The organism is Roseburia lenta, assembly GCF_014287435.1.
GTDB lineage: Bacteria > Bacillota > Clostridia > Lachnospirales > Lachnospiraceae > Pararoseburia > Pararoseburia lenta.
This window is the reverse complement of record NZ_JACOPG010000001.1, coordinates 76,521-97,189: the sequence shown is the minus strand read 5'-3', so window position 1 is coordinate 97,189 and position 20,669 is coordinate 76,521. Positions and strand designations below refer to the sequence as shown.

The following is a 20,669-nucleotide window of genomic DNA, read 5'->3' as shown; positions in this document are numbered from 1 at the left end:
TCTATCATGTCTGATCACAAACTGTTTTTCTATTTTACACTTACATATGTTATCACTTTGTTTATATAACTGGTATCCGACATTCTACCCATGAGCCATCTTCTGTCTTAGCCTGAACCGTGACAACATTGGCATCCGTCACCCGGATGACCGCCAGTGCATTACCGTAGTATGTCGTATATTCCCCGGCATCAAAGCGATCTTCCGTTCTTGGATTGGCACTGCCAAAGCCAAGCAATTTTCCGCCTTCGACGGTAACTTGTACCTTGCTATCCTGATTGGATTCCACATTGCCGGAATCATCCGCGAGCACTGCCTTGACATAAACAATTTCTCCCACAGATACCTCTTTCTTTTCCGGCAGTAGATGAAGCGATGCGTTCTTTGCCGACTGTAGGCGACTTCTGCCGATTTCCTTGCCGGCTGCATCATAAGACACCGCCTCCACATTACCGGTGACATAGGTAGTCTTAAAGATGGCTCTTGCATCCTTTACTTTCTTGCATCCCAAGGATTTTCCATTGACAAGAAGTTCTACTTTGGCAGCATCTGCATAGACCTCAACCATCACCTTATTGCCATCACAGTTTTTCCATGACCAACTAGGGATGGCATTTGTACCACGCCAAGTAGCCTTAATAATCTTTTCATTTGGATGATTGCATGGCTGCACACCGATCAGAGGCTGCTTGGCATAGCCCCAGACTGCCTTTGCCCACATTGCCTCTCCGGTCGGATTTCCCAAAAGATCAAATGCACCTGTATCTGCTAAAAGCCATGGATAAGGCTTGTCAAAACCTTTTGCATCCGCCTCGTAAGACCAAGTGCCAACGCCTGCTTCTCCGATATAATCCCATGCTGTCCACATAAAATCACCGATCAGATATGGATATTTTTTGACCATAGCCCAGTTTCTGGCGATATCCTGCGGAAAAGTCTCGCTACCTACCACAATACGATCCGGATGAATCTGTCCTTCCTTTGCATAGCGCCCAGATGCATAATTATATCCGCAAATATCAAGTATCGCACATCCCGGACTGGTCACTTCATCTGCCTTTCTCCCATTGGCAGCCTTGTTCATACCTGTTCCAACCATGGACGTGATCATGTTAAACATGGTACTGCTCATACCGGCGGCTTTTGCCTCATTACTGTCGTTTCTTCCACCCTCTTCCTTATAGACGCCTTTACCTTCTGCGGAAGACTTGATAATCATAAGGTTAAATCCTGCCGTAACGGCTCTCGTTTCATCCAGATTTCTGAGATAGTCTGCCATCTCCTGTGATAGGGCAACTCCCTTTTGACTTGCCGGTTCGCTGACCTCATTGCCAATGGAATACATGACAACAGATGGATGGTTATAATCCCGTCTGACCATAGCCTCCAAATCTTCTTTGTAATGACTCATAAACTCTGTCGCATAATCATATTTGGACTTGTGGCTATACCACATATCCCAGGTTTCATCCATAATGTAGACGCCAAGCGCATCACAAGCACGAAGAAGCGCCTTAGAACAAGGATTATGTGCACAACGAATGGCATTATAGCCATTCTCTTTTAAAATACGGATTCGGCGCATTTCGCTCTCATCATAGGTGCAAGCCCCTAAAACGCCATTGTCATGATGAATACATCCACCTCGCAAAAGCGTTTCTTTTCCATTTACAAAAAATCCCTTAGGGCTCCATGTAATCAGGCGAACACCAAAGGTGTCCTTCGCCTGATCCAGGATAGAGCTATCTGCCCCCAGAAGGGATGCTCTTATACCATACAGATAGGGAGTCTCCTCCGACCAAAGATGTGCCTTTGGTAGCGGAATCTGTACAGAATCCTTTTCTAATAAAGCAGTAGCGGCCTGCTTGCCCTCTGCATCGATAATTTCTACTTGCACCTTGCCGGCGGTGCGCTCTACAGATACTTCCATCACGGTAGGATCTATAGACACCGTTTTTACACGGATGCCTTCGATGGCAATATGATCTTTGGGTTGGATATGTAGCCAGACCGGACGATAGATTCCGGCACCACTGTACCAACGACTGTCCGGTTGTTGGCTATTGTCCGTCTTAACAAGAATTGTATTTTCTCCTGCCTTGATGTGCCCATCCAAGATGACGAAAAACGGACTATAACCGTAAGCAGCCTGATAAACCTCTTGACCATTTACGAAAACTTCAGCATTTTTATATGCACCTTCAAATTCAAGGGTCAGGTGCATTTGCACCTGATCCTCCGTCAACATTATTTTTCTTTCATAGCAGAACACGCCGCCCGGGAAAAAAGCACCGGCACTTCCACTTTCTGCTTTTGGATCTCTTTTTTCATGCAGCATGGCATCATGGGGAAGCATCACTGATTGTTTCTGCTTATCTCCCTCCTTATAAAACAGCCATCCGTCATTCATACTTTGAACCATGATCTTCTCCTATTATTTCTTTTTCTTCTTAGCAGCCTTTGCCTCTGCTTTTGCTTTTGCCTCGGCTAATTTTGCCTGATACTTTGCTTCTTCTTCGTCAAAATTCAGCCCCTTCTTAGCACATTTTTCCTTTAATTCTTCAATACGCTTCTCTTCTGCTTTACGCTCCTGTTCTTCCTGTTCCATTGCCTGCTTTTCTTCCGGTGAAATCCATACTTCACCGCGTGCTTCTGCCTCTGCCTTATGACGGGCTGTGATATCAGCAGAAATCTGCGGAATCTTTGCTTCCAGATCATAGAAGGTAAAGATCAGGGAAATGATCAGATATCCGATCATTTCGACACCTACAAACATCCAGATGATAAAGGACTGTGTAGAAGCCGGCTGGTTGATAATGGTATCTGATGTAGCTCCGATCGATGCCGGTGATATGTATCCAGATGCGTTAAGTCCACCCAAAATCAAAGTCTGCGCAATACCTGCGGAGATTGTAATAATGATCGTGTTCATAGAAGCGATAAAACCATCTGCACGATAGTGATTCTTCCACTCGATATGATCCATTGCCTCTGCCAAAAATGCTGCCATGGCATAAGTTGGAAGCATACCAAAGGATTTCAGGACACATCCACCCAAAACCGTACCAAGACTGTGTGGATTCAGGAAAATGATCAGACATCCGACAGCAGCGATTACAAAACCAATCTGGGTAACCCAGCGCTTACCAAACTTATGGATCAACGGCCAGAGAATAAAGATACCAAAGCCAAGCGGTGCCTGACCGACAGCATTTACCAGAATCTGATTGGTCGCGCCCTGCGTAACCGAACTTCCCAATACCCAGTTACAGAAATAAAGCATAACATTTGTCTGCAGATTCTGTGTCAACTGGAAAATTGCCCAGAATGCCATAACCATCCAGAAGTACTTGTTGGTCACACATGCCTTGATCTGATCTTTCATGGCAGCAATCTGCATGGTATTCTCACCATCATCGCTGATGTTTTCTTCTGTTACACGTTCCTTTGTAAAGTAGTATTCCACCAATACCGCAGGAAGGGCAAAGATAGAAATAATACTCATAACTTTTGCCCAATTGCCCTGTGCAGACAGTCCAACGCCCATCTTGGCAACCAGAATCGGCATAATGATAGTAACCAGCATTCCCGGAATCATAGATGTTCCAGTGGATGTCAGCATAGCAAGACTGTCACGCTGTCTTGTATTTCTTGTTGCCAATGGCACCATCAACGTATGTGACATATTGTAGATGGTATAGGCAAAGGCAAAGAAAAGATTGTAACTAATGACAATCCATACCAACTGTACACTTTGGCTTGCCCTTGGCACATTGTAAAGCATAATACCGGTAAGCATGATCAGCACACCGGATATTAAAATCCAAGGTCTTGCCTTTCCCTGTCTGGTCTTTGTCTTATCAATGATACGCCCCATGATGATATTGGTAATGGCATCAAAGATCTTAGAAAAGACTGGCATCATGGTAAGTACCACACCACTCAAGCCCAAGACATCCGTATAGAACTGTGTCAGATAAGTACCGGCAATACCATAATACGCCATACACATAAACATTGGTCCTACAAAATAACCCCAAACTTTTTCTTTGCCCTCTGTGTTTGCCGATTTGATCTTAGAATCAAAAAGCGGCTTTGCAAAGAGTTTTGTCATCATTTTACCCATAAACTTTTTCTCCTTCTTCCTTTGAAATAAAATAGGAATCCCTTTTGTTAAACTAATGTTAACAAAGGAACCCCTATATAGTTATCGTTATATTTGCTTTTTTATCTTTTATTTTTCCAAAATATAAAAACTACTTTTATTCCACGAAATCACGTATCTTGTGCTCACGTCGATAACACACCGGCGTCTGTCCATATTTTTTCTTAAACTTTTCGCCGAAATAACTCTGCGATGAAAAGTTCAAATACTCCGCGATCTCGCCGATCGACTCATTGGAATATTGAAGCAGGTTGGCAGCATTTTCCAGGCGCACATTCATGGCATAATCCTGCATAGTCATGCCTGTCTGCTCAGAAAACAGACGAGAGAGATAACTGGCATTCTTTCCAACCGCCTCGGATACCTTTTCCAGAGAAAACTTCTGGGTACGATGTCTTGCAATATAATCCTTACATTGCTCCACACAGTCATAATTGCGGTTTTCTTTTGACTGACGCACCAATTCCGCGAATTTTAAAACCGCCTGCATATGAATCTGCAATATCTCCATAGCGTTGGTACAAATTGAGATTTTCTGCATATATAGTTCACTCAACCGATAAGACTCATAAGCATTAACACCGCCACGAATGGCTGCACGGGAAGCGAGCGTAACCGATGTCACTGCCATGTACTCATACTGTTTCATAGAATTTCCGCCAGTCAGTGTACCAATGCGTTCCATCTTTTCCAGATTTTCCGGTGTCATCTGATCATCCAGTGTCTTTAAAGTACCATTTTCAATCCGACTCAGCCAGTTTAATTCTTCCTGATATGCAAGGTGCTGCTTCTCTTCCACAGTATTTTTTGTCTCATAGACCATCATATCCTGTTTCAGATCAATATCCCCTTCTTTCAGATGACTTGCTTCAAAGATATGTCTCTCCGTCACCTGTCTTCCTGTCAGCGTGTAATAGACAAGTGCTACACCGTTCAAGGAGGATGCCAGCGGTATCTTTGGCACCAGATAGCCCTGTTTTTTTATCTGATGTCTTCTTCGATAGGCGATTTGTTGGGCAAAAGATAATTCCTCAATTGCCGCCGGGCCAAAAAGAAAGAATCGTTTCTCATCATCCCAAAATGCCAGATAGTAAATTCCATCCTGCCCCACATAGATAATTGGCGCATTTGCCTTCTCTGCTTTGCTATGGATCGTATCATATAAGTCATTATCCTCGACATCTATGCTACCTTCCAGTTCCTCTTTTTTTGAAAAATCCACCTTTTCCCTGGTTCCCATAACAAAGTCCACAAGTTTGCCATCGGCATCAAAAACGATAGCATTCATTTTCCACCCATAGAAAAAACGTTCCAAGACAAAGCGCACATCATCCATCTTTACATCTTTCATCTGCTTTCATACCTCTCTGATTGCTATACTAAAGCATTCATCCGTTTTTCTCAAGATATGACACATATAAAAAAGGCAAAACCTTTCGCTCTAAGCCTATCTATAAATGATATTTTCCGGCGCCAAGTGTCTGCTTTCTTCCATCTGGAAAACGTACCAATGCTGACGTATTCGCTGGAATTTCAATCTCATAAGAGATGTTTTTCTCCTCTTTTTTCCATGCAACCGACACTTTTCCATAAATACTCTGATAAGATGCACTGGCATCGGTCAGACTGCCACCCGGTAAAGGTGCGATCACGAAATGATTTTCCCCTTCTACCTGAATACCGCAAACGCCGCTAAAAAGCCATTCACAGACAGCGCCCGGTGAATAATGATTGTGACTGACGTCACCTTCCCAGTTTTCCCAGATTGTTGTTGCTCCATCTGCCACCTCCCCAAGCCAGCCTGGTTTTTTTGTATTCTCCAACATCTTATAGGCAGTCTCTACTTCTCCGGCATCTGCTAATACAGGAAGAATAAATGGGGTAGATAAAAAGCCCGTTCCAACACAATACGCATAGCCTTTTACTGCCTCAACCAATTCCTTCTCGGCATCTTCTTTTTCTGCCCCATCCAAGAGTCCAAGCGCCAGCGGACGTACTAATTTTGCCTGACGGTTGGTACGCAGTTTTCCACTTTCCACGATTAGGCTATGATAGGCTTTCTTTGCACCCTTTGCATATTCCTGACACTTTGCCTCGATTTCTTTTTTGCCAAGGAGTCCGGCAATCTCTCCAATCGTCGTCATAGACAGATAGAAATAAGCCGTACATTCTTCCGGATGCTTTGCCTGTGCTCCATATTCCTTGTCCCTAAACTTCTCCGGCTCCAGCCACTCGCCCAGATGCACGCCTTTTTCATACGTGTAGGCATTGTATGGATTCTCTTTTGCAGCCTTCTTGTCTGTCATGCCCAGATGTTTCCATAGATATGCGGCATACTTTTCTATCATATCCCAGCAATCTTCCAACACGGACAGATCACCATAACGCTTATAATAACGATAAGGGATCAGATAAACAGCATCCGCCCAGCCCACAGAAACACCTGTCGCCTTGTACATCATGTCTACACCCTGATATGGAAGAACCGCCGGAATGGTTCCATTTTTATACTGAGCATCCTGCATATCCAAAAGCCACTTTTTGAAGAAAGCCGCTGTATCCATCATATAAGCACCTGTATAAAAGAAAATCTGCGCATCCCCTGTCCAGCCCAGACGTTCTCTCGTCGGACAATCCGTCGGAAGATCTAAGAAGTTTCCTTTCATACTCCAAAGTGTATTTTGATACAACTGATTGATCATTGGATTAGAGCAGTTAAATTCTCCTACGGTTTCCATATCCGAATATACTGCAATGGCGGTAAAATTCTCCGGCTTGATGGCAATATCTGTCTCCACTTCAGCATAACGGAAACCAAATACAGCAAAGGATGTCTTGTAGGAATCCTCACTTCCACTACAAACAAAGTTGATCTCCTGCTTTGGTGTGACCTCTGTCGCTCCCTTGATCGGTGCTCCCATCAATTTCTTTATCAGATCCATCTGGCTCCACCCCTTTGCCGGTCTGGTCTCCTGAATACCGGACAAATCAACTCTTCCCTCTTCATCTAATACCTCGCCACATTTCAGAACAAGTTTCTGCCCTTTTTCTCCATGGATAGAAAATGCAATATATCCGGCCATGTTCTGCTCAAAATCCAAGACTTTTGTGCCATCTTTTGCGATCAGAAGTTTTGGCTGAAAGGTTTCTTTTTCCTGTACTGCTACATTGTTGGATGCCTGTAAATGTGGCTTGTTTTTTGCAGAATCCATGATCTCAACTGCTTTTCCCTGATAAGACGGCTTTTTCTCGGCATCATAGATTTCTCCATCCTTTAAATCTGCAAAACGGATTGGTCCATCATTGCTCCATGCAAATGAACCGTCCGTTGCAATGACATCTTTACTTCCATCGGTATAGATCACTTCCAGTTGTGCGATCAGACTGGTCTGGTTTCCATAGACCTCCGTTACGCCATAGGCTGCACTGCTACCCCGATACCAACCATCTGCCAGACGTAGTTCTAAAGTATTCTTGTCCTGCAAAAGTCCGGTCACATCATAAGTCTGATACTGTATGCGTTTTCTGTAATCCGTCATACCCGGTGCTAAAATAAAGTCCGTCAGGCGGCTTCCATTGATACAGACATCATAGAGCCCCCGCGCACTCGCATAAAGTCTGGCCTTTTTTATCTCTTTTTTCGTCTGAAAATCCTTTTTGAAACAATCCACAGGATAGCGTTCCTTTTTCTTAGGCTTGTAGTCTCCGCTGATCCATTTTGCCAGCCAGTCACTTTCTTCCAAAAGTCCCATCTCAAAGCTGGCACTGTTCCACGCTCCTGGTTGATCTTTTTCATCCCAAAGTCTGACCTTCCATGTCACTATGTCTCTACTCTGCAAAGTCTCTCCGGCGTATGGAATATGTGTCATGGCATCAGAGACCACCTTGCCGGTATGAAAGATTTCTTTTCCATTGCATTCTGCCATGATTTCATAGGCAGTCTGTTTCTCACCACCCTCGCAATTCCAATAAAAACGCGGCTTTGTAATATCCATCCCCATGGGATTTTTTAAATATGAAGTTCTAAGTCTTACTGCTCTCATAAAAATAACTCCCTTTCTGACAAATCGTTTCTAGCATTAGTATAAATGGAAAAAATGGTTCTTTATATTTTTTTCTTTTCTTTATTATCGTTTATTTTACTTTTTGATTATTTCTGTAACCGTTTTTAAAAACCAGCATAAGATACAGTGTAAATATTTAGGAGGGTTTCTTATGAGTGACCTTGTAGCAACAAATTGTGGATGTGGAAATGACAACAATAACGGATGCTGCTCTTCTTTGATCTGGATCATCCTGATCTTAGCATTATGCGGTAATGGATCATCTTTCTCAAATGACGGATGTGGATGTGGAAACAGCATCTGGATCATCCTCTTACTTCTTTGCTGCTGTAACGATGGCGGCGGCTGCGGAAGTTTCTTCTAAAAACCTTCATCGAAAAAGGCGTCCTTATTTAGGGCGCCTTTTTATTATGCTATCTTCCTCTCTTTTTCCTGGCATTCCAACGATCGTCTTTTCCTTTTTCGTTCTTTTTACAGTGCATACATTCTTCTCCCTGCATTTTCTTTTTCCGCAGGCATTCCTCATCCACTTCAAAACATTCATTTCCACGCAGGATCAATCGTCTCATATTTCTATTTTCCTACAAGTATTTTCTTATTATCTTATTCTAACTTTTAAAATCCGTCATATAGTAAATAAAAAACGCTTATGGAAAATGAATCTCTTTCTCTTTATGACAACCGTTTACAAAATAAGGAAATAAACATATTAAAAACGATCCTGCCTTACCTGGGATCGACGGCACAAAAGAATATCTCCATGATGATCTCCTATCTGCAAATGCAAAAGACGATGGAATATTTTGAAAATCCGGAAAATACCATGCAGATCAGTGCCATGGAAAAAAAGAATTCAACATCTGACATCTTAAATGCCATCAAGGTCTATTGTAACGACAATGAAAAAAGACAGATCGATCAGGTATTAAACGCCATGCAGATGTTATCCACCTACGAAATCCTATTTAACGGAGGCAACGACTAATGGATCCTTCTTTTCTGAACAACCCGATCTTCCAATCCATTCCCAAAGAAAAGCAACAGTTTTTGCAGGCTTTTGCCGCCAGATCCCACACGGGGACAGCCAATGAACTGGCAAGCCAGTTATCCAGTGCCGCAATGGAGGCAAGATCCAAGGGACTGACTTTTACCGATTCTGAGACGACACTGCTCATCGGTATGTTAAAGCAGAACATGTCACCGGAAGAACAAAAAAAGGCGGATCGTATCATCCAACTGGTACATACTTTCCGCCCACATTAAGACAGACAATAAGGACGACCCACATGAGTCGTCCTTATGTATATCTTGCTCTTATTTTGCTACGATGTTGACAATGCGTCCCGGTACATAGATCTCTTTTACAATGTTACCGGTCAACTTATCTGCAATAGATTCTTTTGCTTTTGCAATAACATCATCTTTTGCATCGTCTTTACCAATGGTGATCGTTCCTTTTGTCTTTCCGTTGATCTGTACTGCGATCTCAACGGTTGACTCAACGGTCTTTGCTTCATCATATTCCGGCCATGTCGTCTGGTAAAGGTATCCCTCTCCACCAACGATCTGCCATAACTCTTCTGTAATATGAGGTGCAACCGGATTCAATAAGGTGATCAGGGTCTTATATTCGCCCTTGGTAACGGCATTCTTCTTATAGAAGTCATTGATCAATGCCATCATTGCTGCAATTGCTGTGTTGTATTTTAAGTTTTCAAAGTCATTGCTGACCTTCTTGATGGTCTGATGCATCTTTGTCTCTAAATCCGCAGAATAACCTTCCTCATCTGTCATGATATCCTGTAATTTCCAGACACGCTCTAAGAAACGGCGGCAGCCTTTTACGCCATCTTCTGACCAGGATGCTGCCAAGTCAAAGGCACCGATAAACATTTCATAAGTTCTTAAGGTATCAGCCCCGTACTCTCTTACAATGTCATCCGGATTTACGACGTTTCCTCTTGACTTAGACATCTTTTCGCCATTCTCACCGAGGATCATTCCGTGGGATGTTCTCTTCTGATATGGTTCCGGTGTCGGAACGACCTTCTGATCATAGAGGAATTTATGCCAGAATCTTGAATAAAGCAAATGCAGGGTCGTATGCTCCATACCGCCATTGTACCAGTCAACCGGAAGCCAGTATTTTAACGACTCCGGACTGGCAAGTGCCTTATCATTATGCGGATCACAGTATCTTAGGAAATACCATGAAGATCCTGCCCACTGCGGCATGGTATCTGTCTCACGTTTTGCAGGTCCTCCACAACATGGACAGGTGGTATTTACCCAGTCTGTCATGGCAGCAAGCGGTGATTCTCCGTTATCGGTAGGCATATAACTCTCTACTTCCGGAAGCATCAATGGAAGTTCGCTTTCATCAATCGGCACATAACCGCATTTCTCACATTCTACAATCGGGATCGGCTCGCCCCAGTAACGCTGGCGTGAGAACACCCAGTCACGTAATTTGTAGTTTGTCTTTGCAGTACCGATTCCTTTTTCCTCTAAGTAAGAGATCATCTTTTCTTTTGCATCTTTTACTTCCAATCCGTTTAAGAAATCGGAATTGATCAAAACTCCTGTTGCAACATCTGTAAATGCTGCCTCATTGACATCAACAGCCTCGCCATTTTTTGCGACTACCTGAATAATCGGAAGATTGAATTTCTTTGCAAATTCCCAGTCTCTCTCATCATGTGCCGGGACCGCCATAATGGCTCCTGTTCCATAACTCATCAGTACATAATCAGAAACCCAGATCGGCACTTCTTTTCCATTGACAGGATTTACGGCAACAAGGCCATCGATCTGAACGCCTGTCTTATCTTTTGCAAGTTCTGCACGCTCAAAATCGGATTTCTTGGAAGCAGCCTCACGGTATGCTTCGATCTCAGACCAGTTTTTGATCTCTGCCTTGTATTTGTCAAGATATGGGTGCTCCGGAGATACTACCATGTAAGTGACACCGAATAAGGTATCACATCTTGTTGTATAAATGCGGAGTTTGTCTTCTTTTCCCTTGATAGAAAAATCAACTTCTGCTCCGGTTGATTTTCCGATCCAGTTCCTCTGGGATACTTTGACACGCTCAATGTAGTCGACATCATTCAAGCCTTCGATCAATTTGTCAGCGTATTCTGTAATCTTAAGCATCCACTCGCTCTTTACCTTGCGGACAACCTCAGAACCACATCTCTCACAACGTCCGTTGACAACTTCCTCGTTTGCAAGACCTACTTTACAGGAAGTACACCAGTTGATCGGCATCTCTTTCTTGTATGCAAGTCCAGCTTTGAATAATTTTAAGAAGATCCACTGTGTCCATTTGTAATAATTCGGATCTGTTGTGTTGATCTCTCTATCCCAGTCAAAAGAATATCCAAGGGAATGTAACTGATCCTTAAAATGTGCCACATTGTTTGCAGTTACGATCTTTGGATGTACTTTATTTTTGATGGCATAGTTCTCGGTTGGAAGTCCGAACGCATCCCAGCCCATCGGATAAAGTACATTGTATCCCTGCATTCTTCTTTTTCTTGCCACAATATCTAATGCGGTATATGGTCTCGGATGACCTACATGAAGTCCCTGTCCGGATGGATATGGGAACTCCACCAATGCATAATATTTTGGTTTTGAATAATCATCTGTTGCGGCGAAAGCCTTCTCATCATCCCAGACCTTCTGCCATTTCTTCTCAACGACTTTGTGATTGTAAGGTTTTGACATTTTCTTTTCCTCCTAAAAAACAAGCCCCTAACTAGAATCATCTAATTAGAGGCGAAGTATCTTACTCCGTGGTACCACTCTATTTCGTATGATACAGATACCTTTCCTAGTCGATTTCATTTGTACATTCACGATAGCAATATCATATATCACGAATGCAATTCGTAATATATTTTAGCATATCACTACTATTTGTCAATAAAGAAATCTTATTCATCTGTCAGCAGCAGAGCTTATAAAACTGGCTTTTACACGCTTCAATCATAAAAAATGCTCTCCTCGGAAAGCAGGAGGATTTTATCCAGCGGATACTTGCAGGTTCCCTTGCCGTCGCTCCCCTCAAAATATTTATAGGAAGCCGTTTCAAACAAAACATAGCAAAGCCCGTTTTCCACAGCGATCGCCTCCGATCCCGGCGGCATTTCCACCCGTGCAGAAGGCGTCCAGAAATTTTTCTGTAAATGGTCCACGTCGGAATAAATATTTAAATAGGAAGACTGATTGCGCCCATAGGACAGGCTTAAAAAAATACGTCCAGTCTCATCCCGGCAGATCCCCTGCACCTTGGGCGGCAGCAAACACTTTTTGTCTGCTGTAAGGCTTTTGCCATCATAAGTATAAGCACACAGGATCCCGGGCGTATAAACATGATGGGTTGCGACATAGATCTGACCATCCATACAGGCAATGGCAGACGGGGTATTGTCGACCGGATAACGTTCAAAGCAGGAAGTGATGTCGATAAAATTCTGCCGGCTCACCCCCGCCAGTTTTTTGATAAAGGCATAGGAGATCCGCTCCACTTCTTTGCTATTGGAATGACAGATCCAGAGTGCCTTGCCGTCATAAGCGATCCCGCCAAGATGGCTGTCTGCCTCCATGCCAAAAGACATGATATAGGTATGACTTGTCCGGTCATACAAGGTCAGGGCGCCCAGTTTATCTTCTTCCAGTGCATAGGACGATACGATGATATAGTCCGGTGTGATGCAAAGCCCCTGCGGACACTGATACTCTGAGGCATACTTTTGCTGCAAAAGATCCTGGATCCGGGTTCCGGGATTGCCCGGCGTTTCCAGTTCATATAAAAAACTGTAGGTCAGGTCTTTGAGCAAAAGATCGCCATCCTTTGCCTTGTAAGGATATTCCTGCACATTGCGGTTGGGTTCGATGCAAAGATTCCATTTGGCATACAACCGTTTGCCCCCGGTATCCTCTATGCGATAGATCCGTTCTTCCCAATTTTCGTCCAGATACCAGCCGCCAAAGAGATATCCCTCTCTTTTTGGATTTTTTAAAAGGATAGGCAGTTCATCTTCTGTTACAGACTCCGGGTTTAAGATAGAATTGCTCCCGCCGCCCAGTTCATAAAGGATCTGTCCTTTTTCTATGACATCTTCCAATCCCCATTTTGCCTCTAATGTCTGCCGCATGCCAAGCAAGGCGATCACAAAACAGGCAATGATACACGTTTCTTTTACTTTCATAAAAGTAGTCTTCCCAATTTTATGGATTTGATTATTTTTCGTACTTTAAACTTTTACGCTTTAAAGTGTTGACTTTAAGAATAAAAGTGACTATGATAAAATCTGTATTTAATATGAAAAGGAGTAATGCACTATGATCTTAGTAGTCAAACCACAAACACCTGAGGATGCCCTGCATCACCTTATAAAAGATATCGAAGCCACCGGATTACATACACACCTGTCCCGTGGCGAGGAAGTCACGATCATCGGTCTGATCGGTGATAAGACCAAGATCGACCTGACTGCCATCGAGTCCAACCCGATCGTCGACAAGATGATCCCGGTCACGGAAAGTTACAAACTTGCCAACAAAAAGTTTCATCCACAGCCAACCGAATTTGCTGTCAAAGACACCAAAATCGGTCCAGACAACATCACGATCATGTCCGGTCCTTGTGCCGTGGAATCCGAAGAACAACTGCTTACGATCGCCAGAGCCGTAAAGAAAGAGGGTGCGACCATCTTGCGCGGCGGTGCCTACAAGCCACGTACTTCCCCATACTCTTTTCAGGGCTTGGAAGAAGACGGTCTCCGCTATATGCAGACCGCATCCAAAGAGACCGGTCTGGCTACCATCTGTGAAGTCACTTCTGCTCACGCCGTAGCATCTGCTTTTAAATATGTAGATATGTTACAGGTTGGTGCTCGCAATATGCAGAACTTTGAACTCTTAAAAGAAGTCGGAAAAACCGGTATGCCGGTACTTCTAAAGCGGGGACTTTGCGCTACGATCGATGAATGGTTAAATGCAGCAGAATATATCATGTCTTCCGGCAGTTCCAAGGTAGCCTTATGCGAGCGCGGTATCCGCACCTATGAGACTTCCACCAGAAATACCTTGGATTTGTCTGCTGTCTGCGTCTTAAAGGAACGCACACACCTTCCGGTCATCGTCGATCCAAGCCATGCTACCGGCGTGCGCTCTTTCGTAGAACCTTTGGCAAAAGCAGCCATCGCCTGCGGTGCTGACGGTCTTATGATCGAAGTCCACAATGATCCGGCACATGCCCTGTCCGACGGTCCGCAGTCGCTTGATTTTGACCTGTTTGCTTCTGTGATGGAAGGCTTAAAGCCTTATATTTCACTTGCAGGTCGGACATTATAGTTACATAAGGAGAATCATTATGTTATACCCAAAAATCGGATTTATCGGTCTGGGATTGATCGGTGGATCCATCGCTAAGATTATCAAAGAAAAATACCCAGAAACGGAAATGATTGCGATCGCCTCACGCGAAAGCACCATACAGGCTGCCTATGCCGATGGCATCATCACAAACGATACTATGCTGGATTTGGAGGCTTTTGCGGATTGTGACCTTTTATTTTTATGCGGTCCGGTCAGGGTCAATGTCGATTACCTTACCCGTCTGGCGAATATTCTGCCGGCTCACTGTATCATTACAGATGTAGGAAGCGTCAAGGGGGATATCACAAAAGCCGTTGCTGATCTGGGACTGACCTCCCGCTTTATCGGCGGTCACCCAATGGCAGGTTCAGAAGCCATCGGTTACGACCACTCCAGTCCATACCTTCTGGAAAATGCTTATTATATCCTTACGGTAACAGATGATTTTTCTAGTGAAAGACTGGCAGACTTTTCTGCCTTTATCACTTCTCTTGGTGCGCTCACACTGATCATGAGCCCGGAAAAACACGATTTTGCAACGGCTTGCATCAGTCATCTGCCTCACGTCATTGCAGCATCTTTAGTCAATTTTGTTGCAGAGAATGATTTTGTGGATGAGACCATGAAGACGATCGCCGCCGGCGGTTTTCGCGACATTACAAGGATCGCATCCTCCTCTCCTGTCATGTGGCAGCACATCTGTGCCACCAATCGGGATGAGATCTTAAAGGCTGCTGCCCTTTACCAGAAAAGCCTGCAGGACTTTATCACATCTATCACAGACCAAAAGGACGATGCTGTGATAAGGCTCTTTTCTTCGGCAAAAGATTACCGGGATGATCTTCCCCTCAAAAAACAAGGGGTACTTCCTTCGTCCTACGAGTTTTATCTGGATCTTGCAGATGAAGCCGGTGCCATTGCCACGATCGCGACAACACTGGCAGCCAACGGCATCAGTATCAAGAATATTGGTATTGTGCACAACCGAGAATTTGAAAAAGGTGTCCTGCGTATCGAGTTATACGATCAGGCTGCCATGGATGCAGCAGAACTTGTTCTCAGCAAGCATTACACGATTCACGAATCCTAGACTATCCGAGGTAAGAAAATGGAAATCAAAAAAGCAAATCATATCAAAGGTCAGATCCACATTCCCGGTGATAAATCCATATCCCACCGCGGTGTCATGTTCGGTGCCATTGCCGATGGCACGACCGAACTGACCGGCTTTTTGGATGGGGCAGACTGTCGTTCCACGATCGCCTGCTTTCAAAAAATGGGCATTGCCATTAAACAGGATGCCGATCACGTCGTGATCCAAGGAAAAGGCTTACATGGTCTGACGGAGCCAAGGAACATTTTGGACGTTGGCAACAGCGGCACCACGACAAGACTGATCAGCGGTATCCTATCCGGCTGTCCTTTTACCTCTACCTTAAATGGGGATGCATCCATCCAGAAAAGACCTATGCAGCGTATCATCAAGCCACTTTCTATGATGGGGGCAAGAATCACCTCCCTGCGTGGCAATGACTGCGCGCCTTTAGAGATCAAAGGTGGTGATCTGCATGCCATCCACTATGACTCTCCTGTGGCTTCCGCCCAGGTCAAATCCGCCATCCTTTTGGCTGGACTTTACTGCGATGGCACGACTTCTGTCACAGAGCCGGTCTTATCCCGTAACCACACCGAACTTATGTTGAGTGGTTTTGGTGCGAATGTGACCTCATCCGGAAGAACTGCAAGCATTGAGGGCAATCCGCACCTGGTCGGACAAAAGATTCAGATTCCGGGCGACATTTCTTCCGCTGCTTATTTTATTGCAGCCGCTTCTATCGTTCCGAATGCAGAACTTATGATCTACAATGTCAACTGTAACCCTACACGCGACGGTATCCTAAAAGTTGCCGAACAGATGGGTGCAGATATCACTTACGAAAACAGACGCAAGGTATCCGGTGAGGAGGTCTGCGATCTGATCGTCCGTTCTTCTTCTTTACACGGTACGACCATTGAGGGAGACCTGATCCCGACGCTGATCGACGAGATCCCGGTCATTGCTGTCATGGCTGCATTTGCAGAGGGCGATACCATTATCCGGGATGCCAAAGAACTCCGTGTCAAAGAGTCTGACCGTGTTACCTCAGTTGTAGAAAACCTCAATGCCATGGGGGCTGATGCCATCGGAACAGAGGACGGCATGATCATTCATGGCGGACGATCCATGCATGGAACTCAGATCAAGACCTATGCAGATCACCGCATTGCTATGTCCTTTGCCATTGCCGGACTTGCCGCGGATGGCGTAACAACTTTTGATGACCCGGATTGCGTTGTCATCTCCTATCCAAACTTTTATGACACTTTACAAAAGATCTCATCGTAGATCGATCTTTCGCACATAAAAAAACCTCTGGCTTAAGATGCATTACATCCTAAGTCAGAGGCTTTTTTGTATTTCTTATTTATTTTTCTTGCCGCAGCACTGCTTGTACTTGCGACCAGATCCACATGGACAAGGATCATTACGTCCAACCTTAACGGTATTACGGATCGTGTGTGCATTCTTTGCCTCACGATACAAGGTTTTTTTCTTGTCTGCATCAAAGATTTCATCCCACTGTGGAAGTTCATAGAGCCAGTCAGCCTTAGCATCTACCATATTCTCATATAACTTCTCCTTATCAAAAGCCAGAGAAACTACGGTATCCTCTTCCATGGTCTCGATCGGGTTCGGTGTGATCAGACTGTCATTGATACCATCCAAAAATCCGGTCATAGCCATAATGTCGATCTCATACTTATCAGCCAATTCCTTGACGGTGCCGGAAACTTCTTCATCCGGATTGTCCAGTAATTTTTCATAGATACCCTTCTCGATCAAGAAATAATTCTGCCAAAATCTCTGTAATGTGGCACGATCCTGCTCCTGGTTGTAGGAGATTTTCTGCCATTCCTGTAATAATGCCATATCTTTTTCCATCCTTTATCACTTTTGTAGCACATATACGATACCACAGACCATAAAAAAAAGCAAAACATAATTTTGCCAGAGGGCAAGGACGGCTCGCGCTCTCTCCACCGTCCTCTAGCACAATCCCTTTATATGTGGTATCATGTCCTTATCAATTATGAAGGAGAACCCTTATGCAACGTTTACGACAGATCCTTGCCATCATCGGCATTATCTTATTGGTCGGCATGTATGTCCTCACCATCTTTGCCGCCGTCTTTGACAATACCAAGACCATGTCTTATCTGACAGCCTCCATTGCGGCAACCATTCTCGTGCCATTTACCCTATGGCTGTTAAATATCATGATCCAGAACAAAAAGAAAGATCAGGACGAAAAAAAGGAGCACTAAGACTCATCCGGCATTAAGTCGGAAGTGCTATAGCCGCATGCCGTCAACATAGAAGAATCGATCACATAGACCTTGCTCTCATCATAATTTACCATGAGATAATATTTATCGGTGATGGCGTTTTGCATACCGATCGTAAAGGTCGTCTCACTATCTTTGGTTGTGACGGTCACTTCATTGGTGGCTGACGAAAATCCATACTGGCTGATATCGTCTGTGTCCTCAATGACATCACTGGCTTTGATGGTGGTAAGATAAGATAACATGGTCTTGACCTTGTCATCATCTAAGATCACACCGTCCGCATCCTGCCACTGATCATCCGTTTTCGTCAGTGTCACCTGCGCACCATTGTTATAATAGGCTACCTTTGTCACATCATCTGCATCCACAGAATATACCTGAATACTTTCCTCCGCAGAGTCAATGGCATCTGCCTTCTCTTTTTTATCTGCCAATTTCTTAGCCCCCAGCAATCCCAGCAGTGCTACACCCAATAGCACTGCCAGAATGAGCAGGGTCTTTTTTTGCTTATCCATCTAACGTTTTCTCCTTCTTGCCCAGACAATGATACCGATAATGATAAGTGCGATCGGCATAAAGATGCCCCAAAGAATACCATAGACAAGCATGGCATTTGCTGAAACTGTCAGGTTGGATACAGTATAATCCTTGGCTGCGATCACTACCGCATTATCACTGTTTCCATCATCTGTTGTCACAAGTGCATTTACGATTCCATTGAAAAGCGTTGCATTATGACCGGATACGATCTGATTGGCACTATCTGTACACATCATAGCTGAACCAAGCACACAGAGTTCGCCGCCATTTTCATTTGTGACCATCATGCCCAGACTATATTGGCCCTGGGTATCGCCATCCTGAGCACTCGCTATATTGGCCGCATCCGCCTGTGACTGAACGGCAGCAATATTGGCCGCTGCTTTAGCAATCGTAGTGTCTGAAGTCGTCATAAATGATGTCACATTGCTGTCATCCTCTCCCGTATAGGTAAGTCCCACACTGTAAGGCACAAAGACCTGTGTCATACCAGCCACAGAAGAAGACACTTCCGTATTTTCTACATTTGGCAAAAGATAAAATGGACTCTGATAATAATAAGAACGATCTGTCTCTGCCAAAAGACTCTCAGTTGTCTCAATGTTATTATCAGAAAGTAATTTCTTAAAGTTTGTCAGATCATTCCACTTGGAATAATCGATCGACAGATAGATCTTTCCGCCATTTCCCAGATACTGGCTCAATTTGCTCAGATCATCCTCAGACAGATCCGACTGCGGTGCTGTGATAAAGATTGCCTGACAATCCTCCGGGATCGCATCTACGGTCAAAAGGCTGAGTGATCCTACATTCATGAAACGCTTCTGGAATACTTCTGAAAAGTCACCGGAAAGCGTTGACTCATCATGCCCTGTCAGTTCATATACATTAGTCGTAGACTCGGATGTCACATACTGGATGGCTGCTGTCACCTGTCCCTCACAATCATATCCTGTCACGGAATAATTGTAACTGGAGTCATAAGAATACTCATAAATATCGGAATTGTAGTCAATGACCTTAGAGCGGTCTCCACAGACAACAATAATGGAATTACTGGTCACATCATTGTCCGTATACTTGGATGCAAAAGTCGGACTGACATTCGGATCCACATATTTTACCTTGACATGCTTGGATGCAGATGCATATTTCTGCAAGGTGCGGTCTACATTATCATCTTTGCTGTTTTTATTTACCATGACATAAAGTGTCACATCATCTTTTAAGGTATCCAGATACTTCTCCGTGTCTTTCGTAATGGAATAAAGTTTCTGGGATGTTGCATCGATCTGCGTATAAGTCTCCGGCAAAGCGGATGCGATCAGATTGACAACCACCGTCAGTGCCACGACAATAGCGATCATACCGGTACTAAATACGGAGGTAGAGATCATGTTGCGGCTGATCGTCCATCTACGCTTCTGGATCATCTGCTCTGTCAAAAAGAGTGCCAGTGCGATCACAGAAAGATAATAGACGATACCGGTAACAGAAAGGGTTCCATTGAAGAAATCATCCAATGGCGTATAAAGGTCATAACATCCTAAGATCTTGGTCAAAAGATTACCGGATGATGAGATCACGCTGCAGATGGATGACATCATATAGCCAACAAAGATCAAGCCAAAGGATACAACAGCGGAAATGACCTGGCTCTCTGTGAGTGAAGATACAAAGGTACCGATGGCGATCGTTGCCAGACCATAGAGCCAGAAGCCTAAAATACCCACATAGGTCTCTGCCAGCGGCACCTCACCAAAGATCATAAGTACCAAAGGTGCCACACAGATAACGCCGATACAGATCGTATAGACAAGGGCAAGCGCCAAAAACTTACCAAGTACGATCTTTCCTACGGATATCGGTGCCGTCAAGAGCAACTGGTCGATCTTGGCATGTTTTTCCTCTGCCAAAACACGCATGGTAAGGATCGGCACGGTCACCATAAATAAAAAGGCGATGGCTGACAAAGAATAAGATATATAAGGATAACCATAGGACAGATTATAGACAAAGAAATAGAGTCCAAATAGTGCTAAGGTAATACCGATGAACAGCCATCCGGTAATGTTCCAGAATAAGGATTTAAATTCTCGTTTAAAAATTGCAAGCATTAT

General features: G+C 44.1%; 17 protein-coding genes. 7 read left to right on the top strand and 10 right to left on the bottom strand.

All coding sequences use genetic code 11. The features are described 5' to 3' along the window. Positions 1-61 precede the first annotated feature (61 nt). From H8R94_RS00490 to H8R94_RS00475, 4 genes are all read right to left on the bottom strand, one after another. Complete coding sequence (locus tag H8R94_RS00490) at positions 62-2,422, bottom strand: glycoside hydrolase family 2 TIM barrel-domain containing protein (RefSeq protein ID WP_186853583.1); 2,361 nt, start codon at positions 2,420-2,422, stop codon at positions 62-64. Between the two features lie 12 nt (positions 2,423-2,434). Beyond that, complete coding sequence (locus H8R94_RS00485; protein ID WP_186853582.1) at positions 2,435-4,126, bottom strand: MFS transporter; 1,692 nt, start codon at positions 4,124-4,126, stop codon at positions 2,435-2,437. A 136-nt stretch (positions 4,127-4,262) separates the two neighbouring features. After that, on the bottom strand, positions 4,263-5,516 hold the full coding sequence (locus tag H8R94_RS00480; protein ID WP_118281260.1) for a helix-turn-helix transcriptional regulator: 1,254 nt from the start codon (positions 5,514-5,516) through the stop codon (positions 4,263-4,265). Positions 5,517-5,616: 100 nt separating this feature from the next. Next, positions 5,617-8,208, bottom strand: a complete 2,592-nt coding sequence (locus H8R94_RS00475; RefSeq protein WP_186853581.1) for a family 78 glycoside hydrolase catalytic domain — start codon at positions 8,206-8,208, stop codon at positions 5,617-5,619. Between the two features lie 172 nt (positions 8,209-8,380). On the opposite strand from H8R94_RS00475, the gene H8R94_RS00470 reads away from it, so the two are divergent. Continuing rightward, entirely contained in the window at positions 8,381-8,593 is a 213-nt protein-coding gene (locus H8R94_RS00470) for a chorion class high-cysteine HCB protein 13 (RefSeq protein WP_118281262.1), read from the top strand. A gap of 49 nt (positions 8,594-8,642) precedes the next feature. Here the strand turns inward: H8R94_RS00470 and H8R94_RS00465 are convergent, their stop codons facing one another. Beyond that, entirely contained in the window at positions 8,643-8,798 is a 156-nt protein-coding gene (locus tag H8R94_RS00465; RefSeq protein ID WP_178010979.1) for a hypothetical protein, read from the bottom strand. 80 nt (positions 8,799-8,878) lie between these two features. Here H8R94_RS00465 and H8R94_RS00460 point away from each other — a divergent pair, with 80 nt between their 5' ends. Together H8R94_RS00460 and H8R94_RS00455 are read left to right on the top strand one after the other, a co-directional pair. Continuing rightward, the gene (locus H8R94_RS00460) at positions 8,879-9,214 is read left to right on the top strand and encodes a hypothetical protein (RefSeq protein WP_118281263.1); all 336 of its coding nucleotides are present in this window, start codon (positions 8,879-8,881) and stop codon (positions 9,212-9,214) included. After that, entirely contained in the window at positions 9,214-9,492 is a 279-nt protein-coding gene (locus H8R94_RS00455; RefSeq protein ID WP_118534819.1) for a hypothetical protein, read from the top strand. The genes H8R94_RS00460 and H8R94_RS00455 overlap by 1 nt, the downstream gene beginning before the upstream one ends. A 51-nt stretch (positions 9,493-9,543) precedes the next feature. Here the strand turns inward: H8R94_RS00455 and leuS are convergent, their stop codons facing one another. Together leuS and H8R94_RS00445 are read right to left on the bottom strand one after the other, a co-directional pair. Beyond that, positions 9,544-11,961 (bottom strand): leucine--tRNA ligase, encoded by a 2,418-nt coding sequence (gene leuS, locus H8R94_RS00450; RefSeq protein WP_118281265.1) that lies wholly within the window; start codon positions 11,959-11,961, stop codon positions 9,544-9,546. Between the two features lie 257 nt (positions 11,962-12,218). Further along, entirely contained in the window at positions 12,219-13,448 is a 1,230-nt protein-coding gene (locus H8R94_RS00445; protein WP_186853580.1) for an InlB B-repeat-containing protein, read from the bottom strand. 133 nt (positions 13,449-13,581) lie between these two features. Here H8R94_RS00445 and aroF point away from each other — a divergent pair, with 133 nt between their 5' ends. From aroF to aroA, 3 genes are read left to right on the top strand one after another with little or no spacing between them, the layout of a single operon-like run. Continuing rightward, positions 13,582-14,595 (top strand): 3-deoxy-7-phosphoheptulonate synthase, encoded by a 1,014-nt coding sequence (aroF, locus tag H8R94_RS00440; protein ID WP_186853579.1) that lies wholly within the window; start codon positions 13,582-13,584, stop codon positions 14,593-14,595. 19 nt (positions 14,596-14,614) lie between these two features. Then, on the top strand, positions 14,615-15,709 hold the full coding sequence (locus H8R94_RS00435) for a prephenate dehydrogenase/arogenate dehydrogenase family protein (protein WP_186853578.1): 1,095 nt from the start codon (positions 14,615-14,617) through the stop codon (positions 15,707-15,709). Between the two features lie 18 nt (positions 15,710-15,727). Beyond that, complete coding sequence (gene aroA / locus H8R94_RS00430) at positions 15,728-17,005, top strand: 3-phosphoshikimate 1-carboxyvinyltransferase (RefSeq protein ID WP_186853577.1); 1,278 nt, start codon at positions 15,728-15,730, stop codon at positions 17,003-17,005. 75 nt (positions 17,006-17,080) lie between these two features. Here aroA and H8R94_RS00425 read toward each other — a convergent pair whose 3' ends face one another. Continuing rightward, positions 17,081-17,590, bottom strand: a complete 510-nt coding sequence (locus H8R94_RS00425) for an SEC-C metal-binding domain-containing protein (protein ID WP_118534889.1) — start codon at positions 17,588-17,590, stop codon at positions 17,081-17,083. A 176-nt stretch (positions 17,591-17,766) separates the two neighbouring features. Between H8R94_RS00425 and H8R94_RS00420 the strand changes: the two genes are divergently transcribed. Beyond that, positions 17,767-17,985 (top strand): hypothetical protein, encoded by a 219-nt coding sequence (locus H8R94_RS00420; protein WP_118281270.1) that lies wholly within the window; start codon positions 17,767-17,769, stop codon positions 17,983-17,985. Here H8R94_RS00420 and H8R94_RS00415 read toward each other — a convergent pair. Next, the gene (locus tag H8R94_RS00415) at positions 17,982-18,524 is read right to left on the bottom strand and encodes a DUF4340 domain-containing protein (RefSeq protein ID WP_118281271.1); all 543 of its coding nucleotides are present in this window, start codon (positions 18,522-18,524) and stop codon (positions 17,982-17,984) included. The genes H8R94_RS00420 and H8R94_RS00415 overlap by 4 nt on opposite strands. Next, complete coding sequence (locus tag H8R94_RS00410; RefSeq protein ID WP_186853576.1) at positions 18,525-20,666, bottom strand: Gldg family protein; 2,142 nt, start codon at positions 20,664-20,666, stop codon at positions 18,525-18,527. Between the last annotated feature and the right edge of the window lie 3 nt (positions 20,667-20,669).

Excerpts from the sequence above, each read along its gene's own strand:
- H8R94_RS00490 (WP_186853583.1), bottom strand. The coding sequence starts at position 2,422 with ATGGTTCAAAGTATGAATGACGGATGGCTGTTTTATAAGGAGGGAGAT.
- H8R94_RS00485 (WP_186853582.1), bottom strand. The coding sequence starts at position 4,126 with ATGGGTAAAATGATGACAAAACTCTTTGCAAAGCCGCTTTTTGATTCT.
- H8R94_RS00480 (WP_118281260.1), bottom strand. The coding sequence starts at position 5,516 with ATGAAAGATGTAAAGATGGATGATGTGCGCTTTGTCTTGGAACGTTTT.
- H8R94_RS00475 (WP_186853581.1), bottom strand. The coding sequence starts at position 8,208 with ATGAGAGCAGTAAGACTTAGAACTTCATATTTAAAAAATCCCATGGGG.
- H8R94_RS00470 (WP_118281262.1), top strand. The coding sequence starts at position 8,381 with ATGAGTGACCTTGTAGCAACAAATTGTGGATGTGGAAATGACAACAAT.
- H8R94_RS00465 (WP_178010979.1), bottom strand. The coding sequence starts at position 8,798 with ATGAGACGATTGATCCTGCGTGGAAATGAATGTTTTGAAGTGGATGAG.
- H8R94_RS00460 (WP_118281263.1), top strand. The coding sequence starts at position 8,879 with ATGGAAAATGAATCTCTTTCTCTTTATGACAACCGTTTACAAAATAAG.
- H8R94_RS00455 (WP_118534819.1), top strand. The coding sequence starts at position 9,214 with ATGGATCCTTCTTTTCTGAACAACCCGATCTTCCAATCCATTCCCAAA.
- leuS (WP_118281265.1), bottom strand. The coding sequence starts at position 11,961 with ATGTCAAAACCTTACAATCACAAAGTCGTTGAGAAGAAATGGCAGAAG.
- H8R94_RS00445 (WP_186853580.1), bottom strand. The coding sequence starts at position 13,448 with ATGAAAGTAAAAGAAACGTGTATCATTGCCTGTTTTGTGATCGCCTTG.
- aroF (WP_186853579.1), top strand. The coding sequence starts at position 13,582 with ATGATCTTAGTAGTCAAACCACAAACACCTGAGGATGCCCTGCATCAC.
- H8R94_RS00435 (WP_186853578.1), top strand. The coding sequence starts at position 14,615 with ATGTTATACCCAAAAATCGGATTTATCGGTCTGGGATTGATCGGTGGA.
- aroA (WP_186853577.1), top strand. The coding sequence starts at position 15,728 with ATGGAAATCAAAAAAGCAAATCATATCAAAGGTCAGATCCACATTCCC.
- H8R94_RS00425 (WP_118534889.1), bottom strand. The coding sequence starts at position 17,590 with ATGGCATTATTACAGGAATGGCAGAAAATCTCCTACAACCAGGAGCAG.
- H8R94_RS00420 (WP_118281270.1), top strand. The coding sequence starts at position 17,767 with ATGCAACGTTTACGACAGATCCTTGCCATCATCGGCATTATCTTATTG.
- H8R94_RS00415 (WP_118281271.1), bottom strand. The coding sequence starts at position 18,524 with ATGGATAAGCAAAAAAAGACCCTGCTCATTCTGGCAGTGCTATTGGGT.
- H8R94_RS00410 (WP_186853576.1), bottom strand. The coding sequence starts at position 20,666 with ATGCTTGCAATTTTTAAACGAGAATTTAAATCCTTATTCTGGAACATT.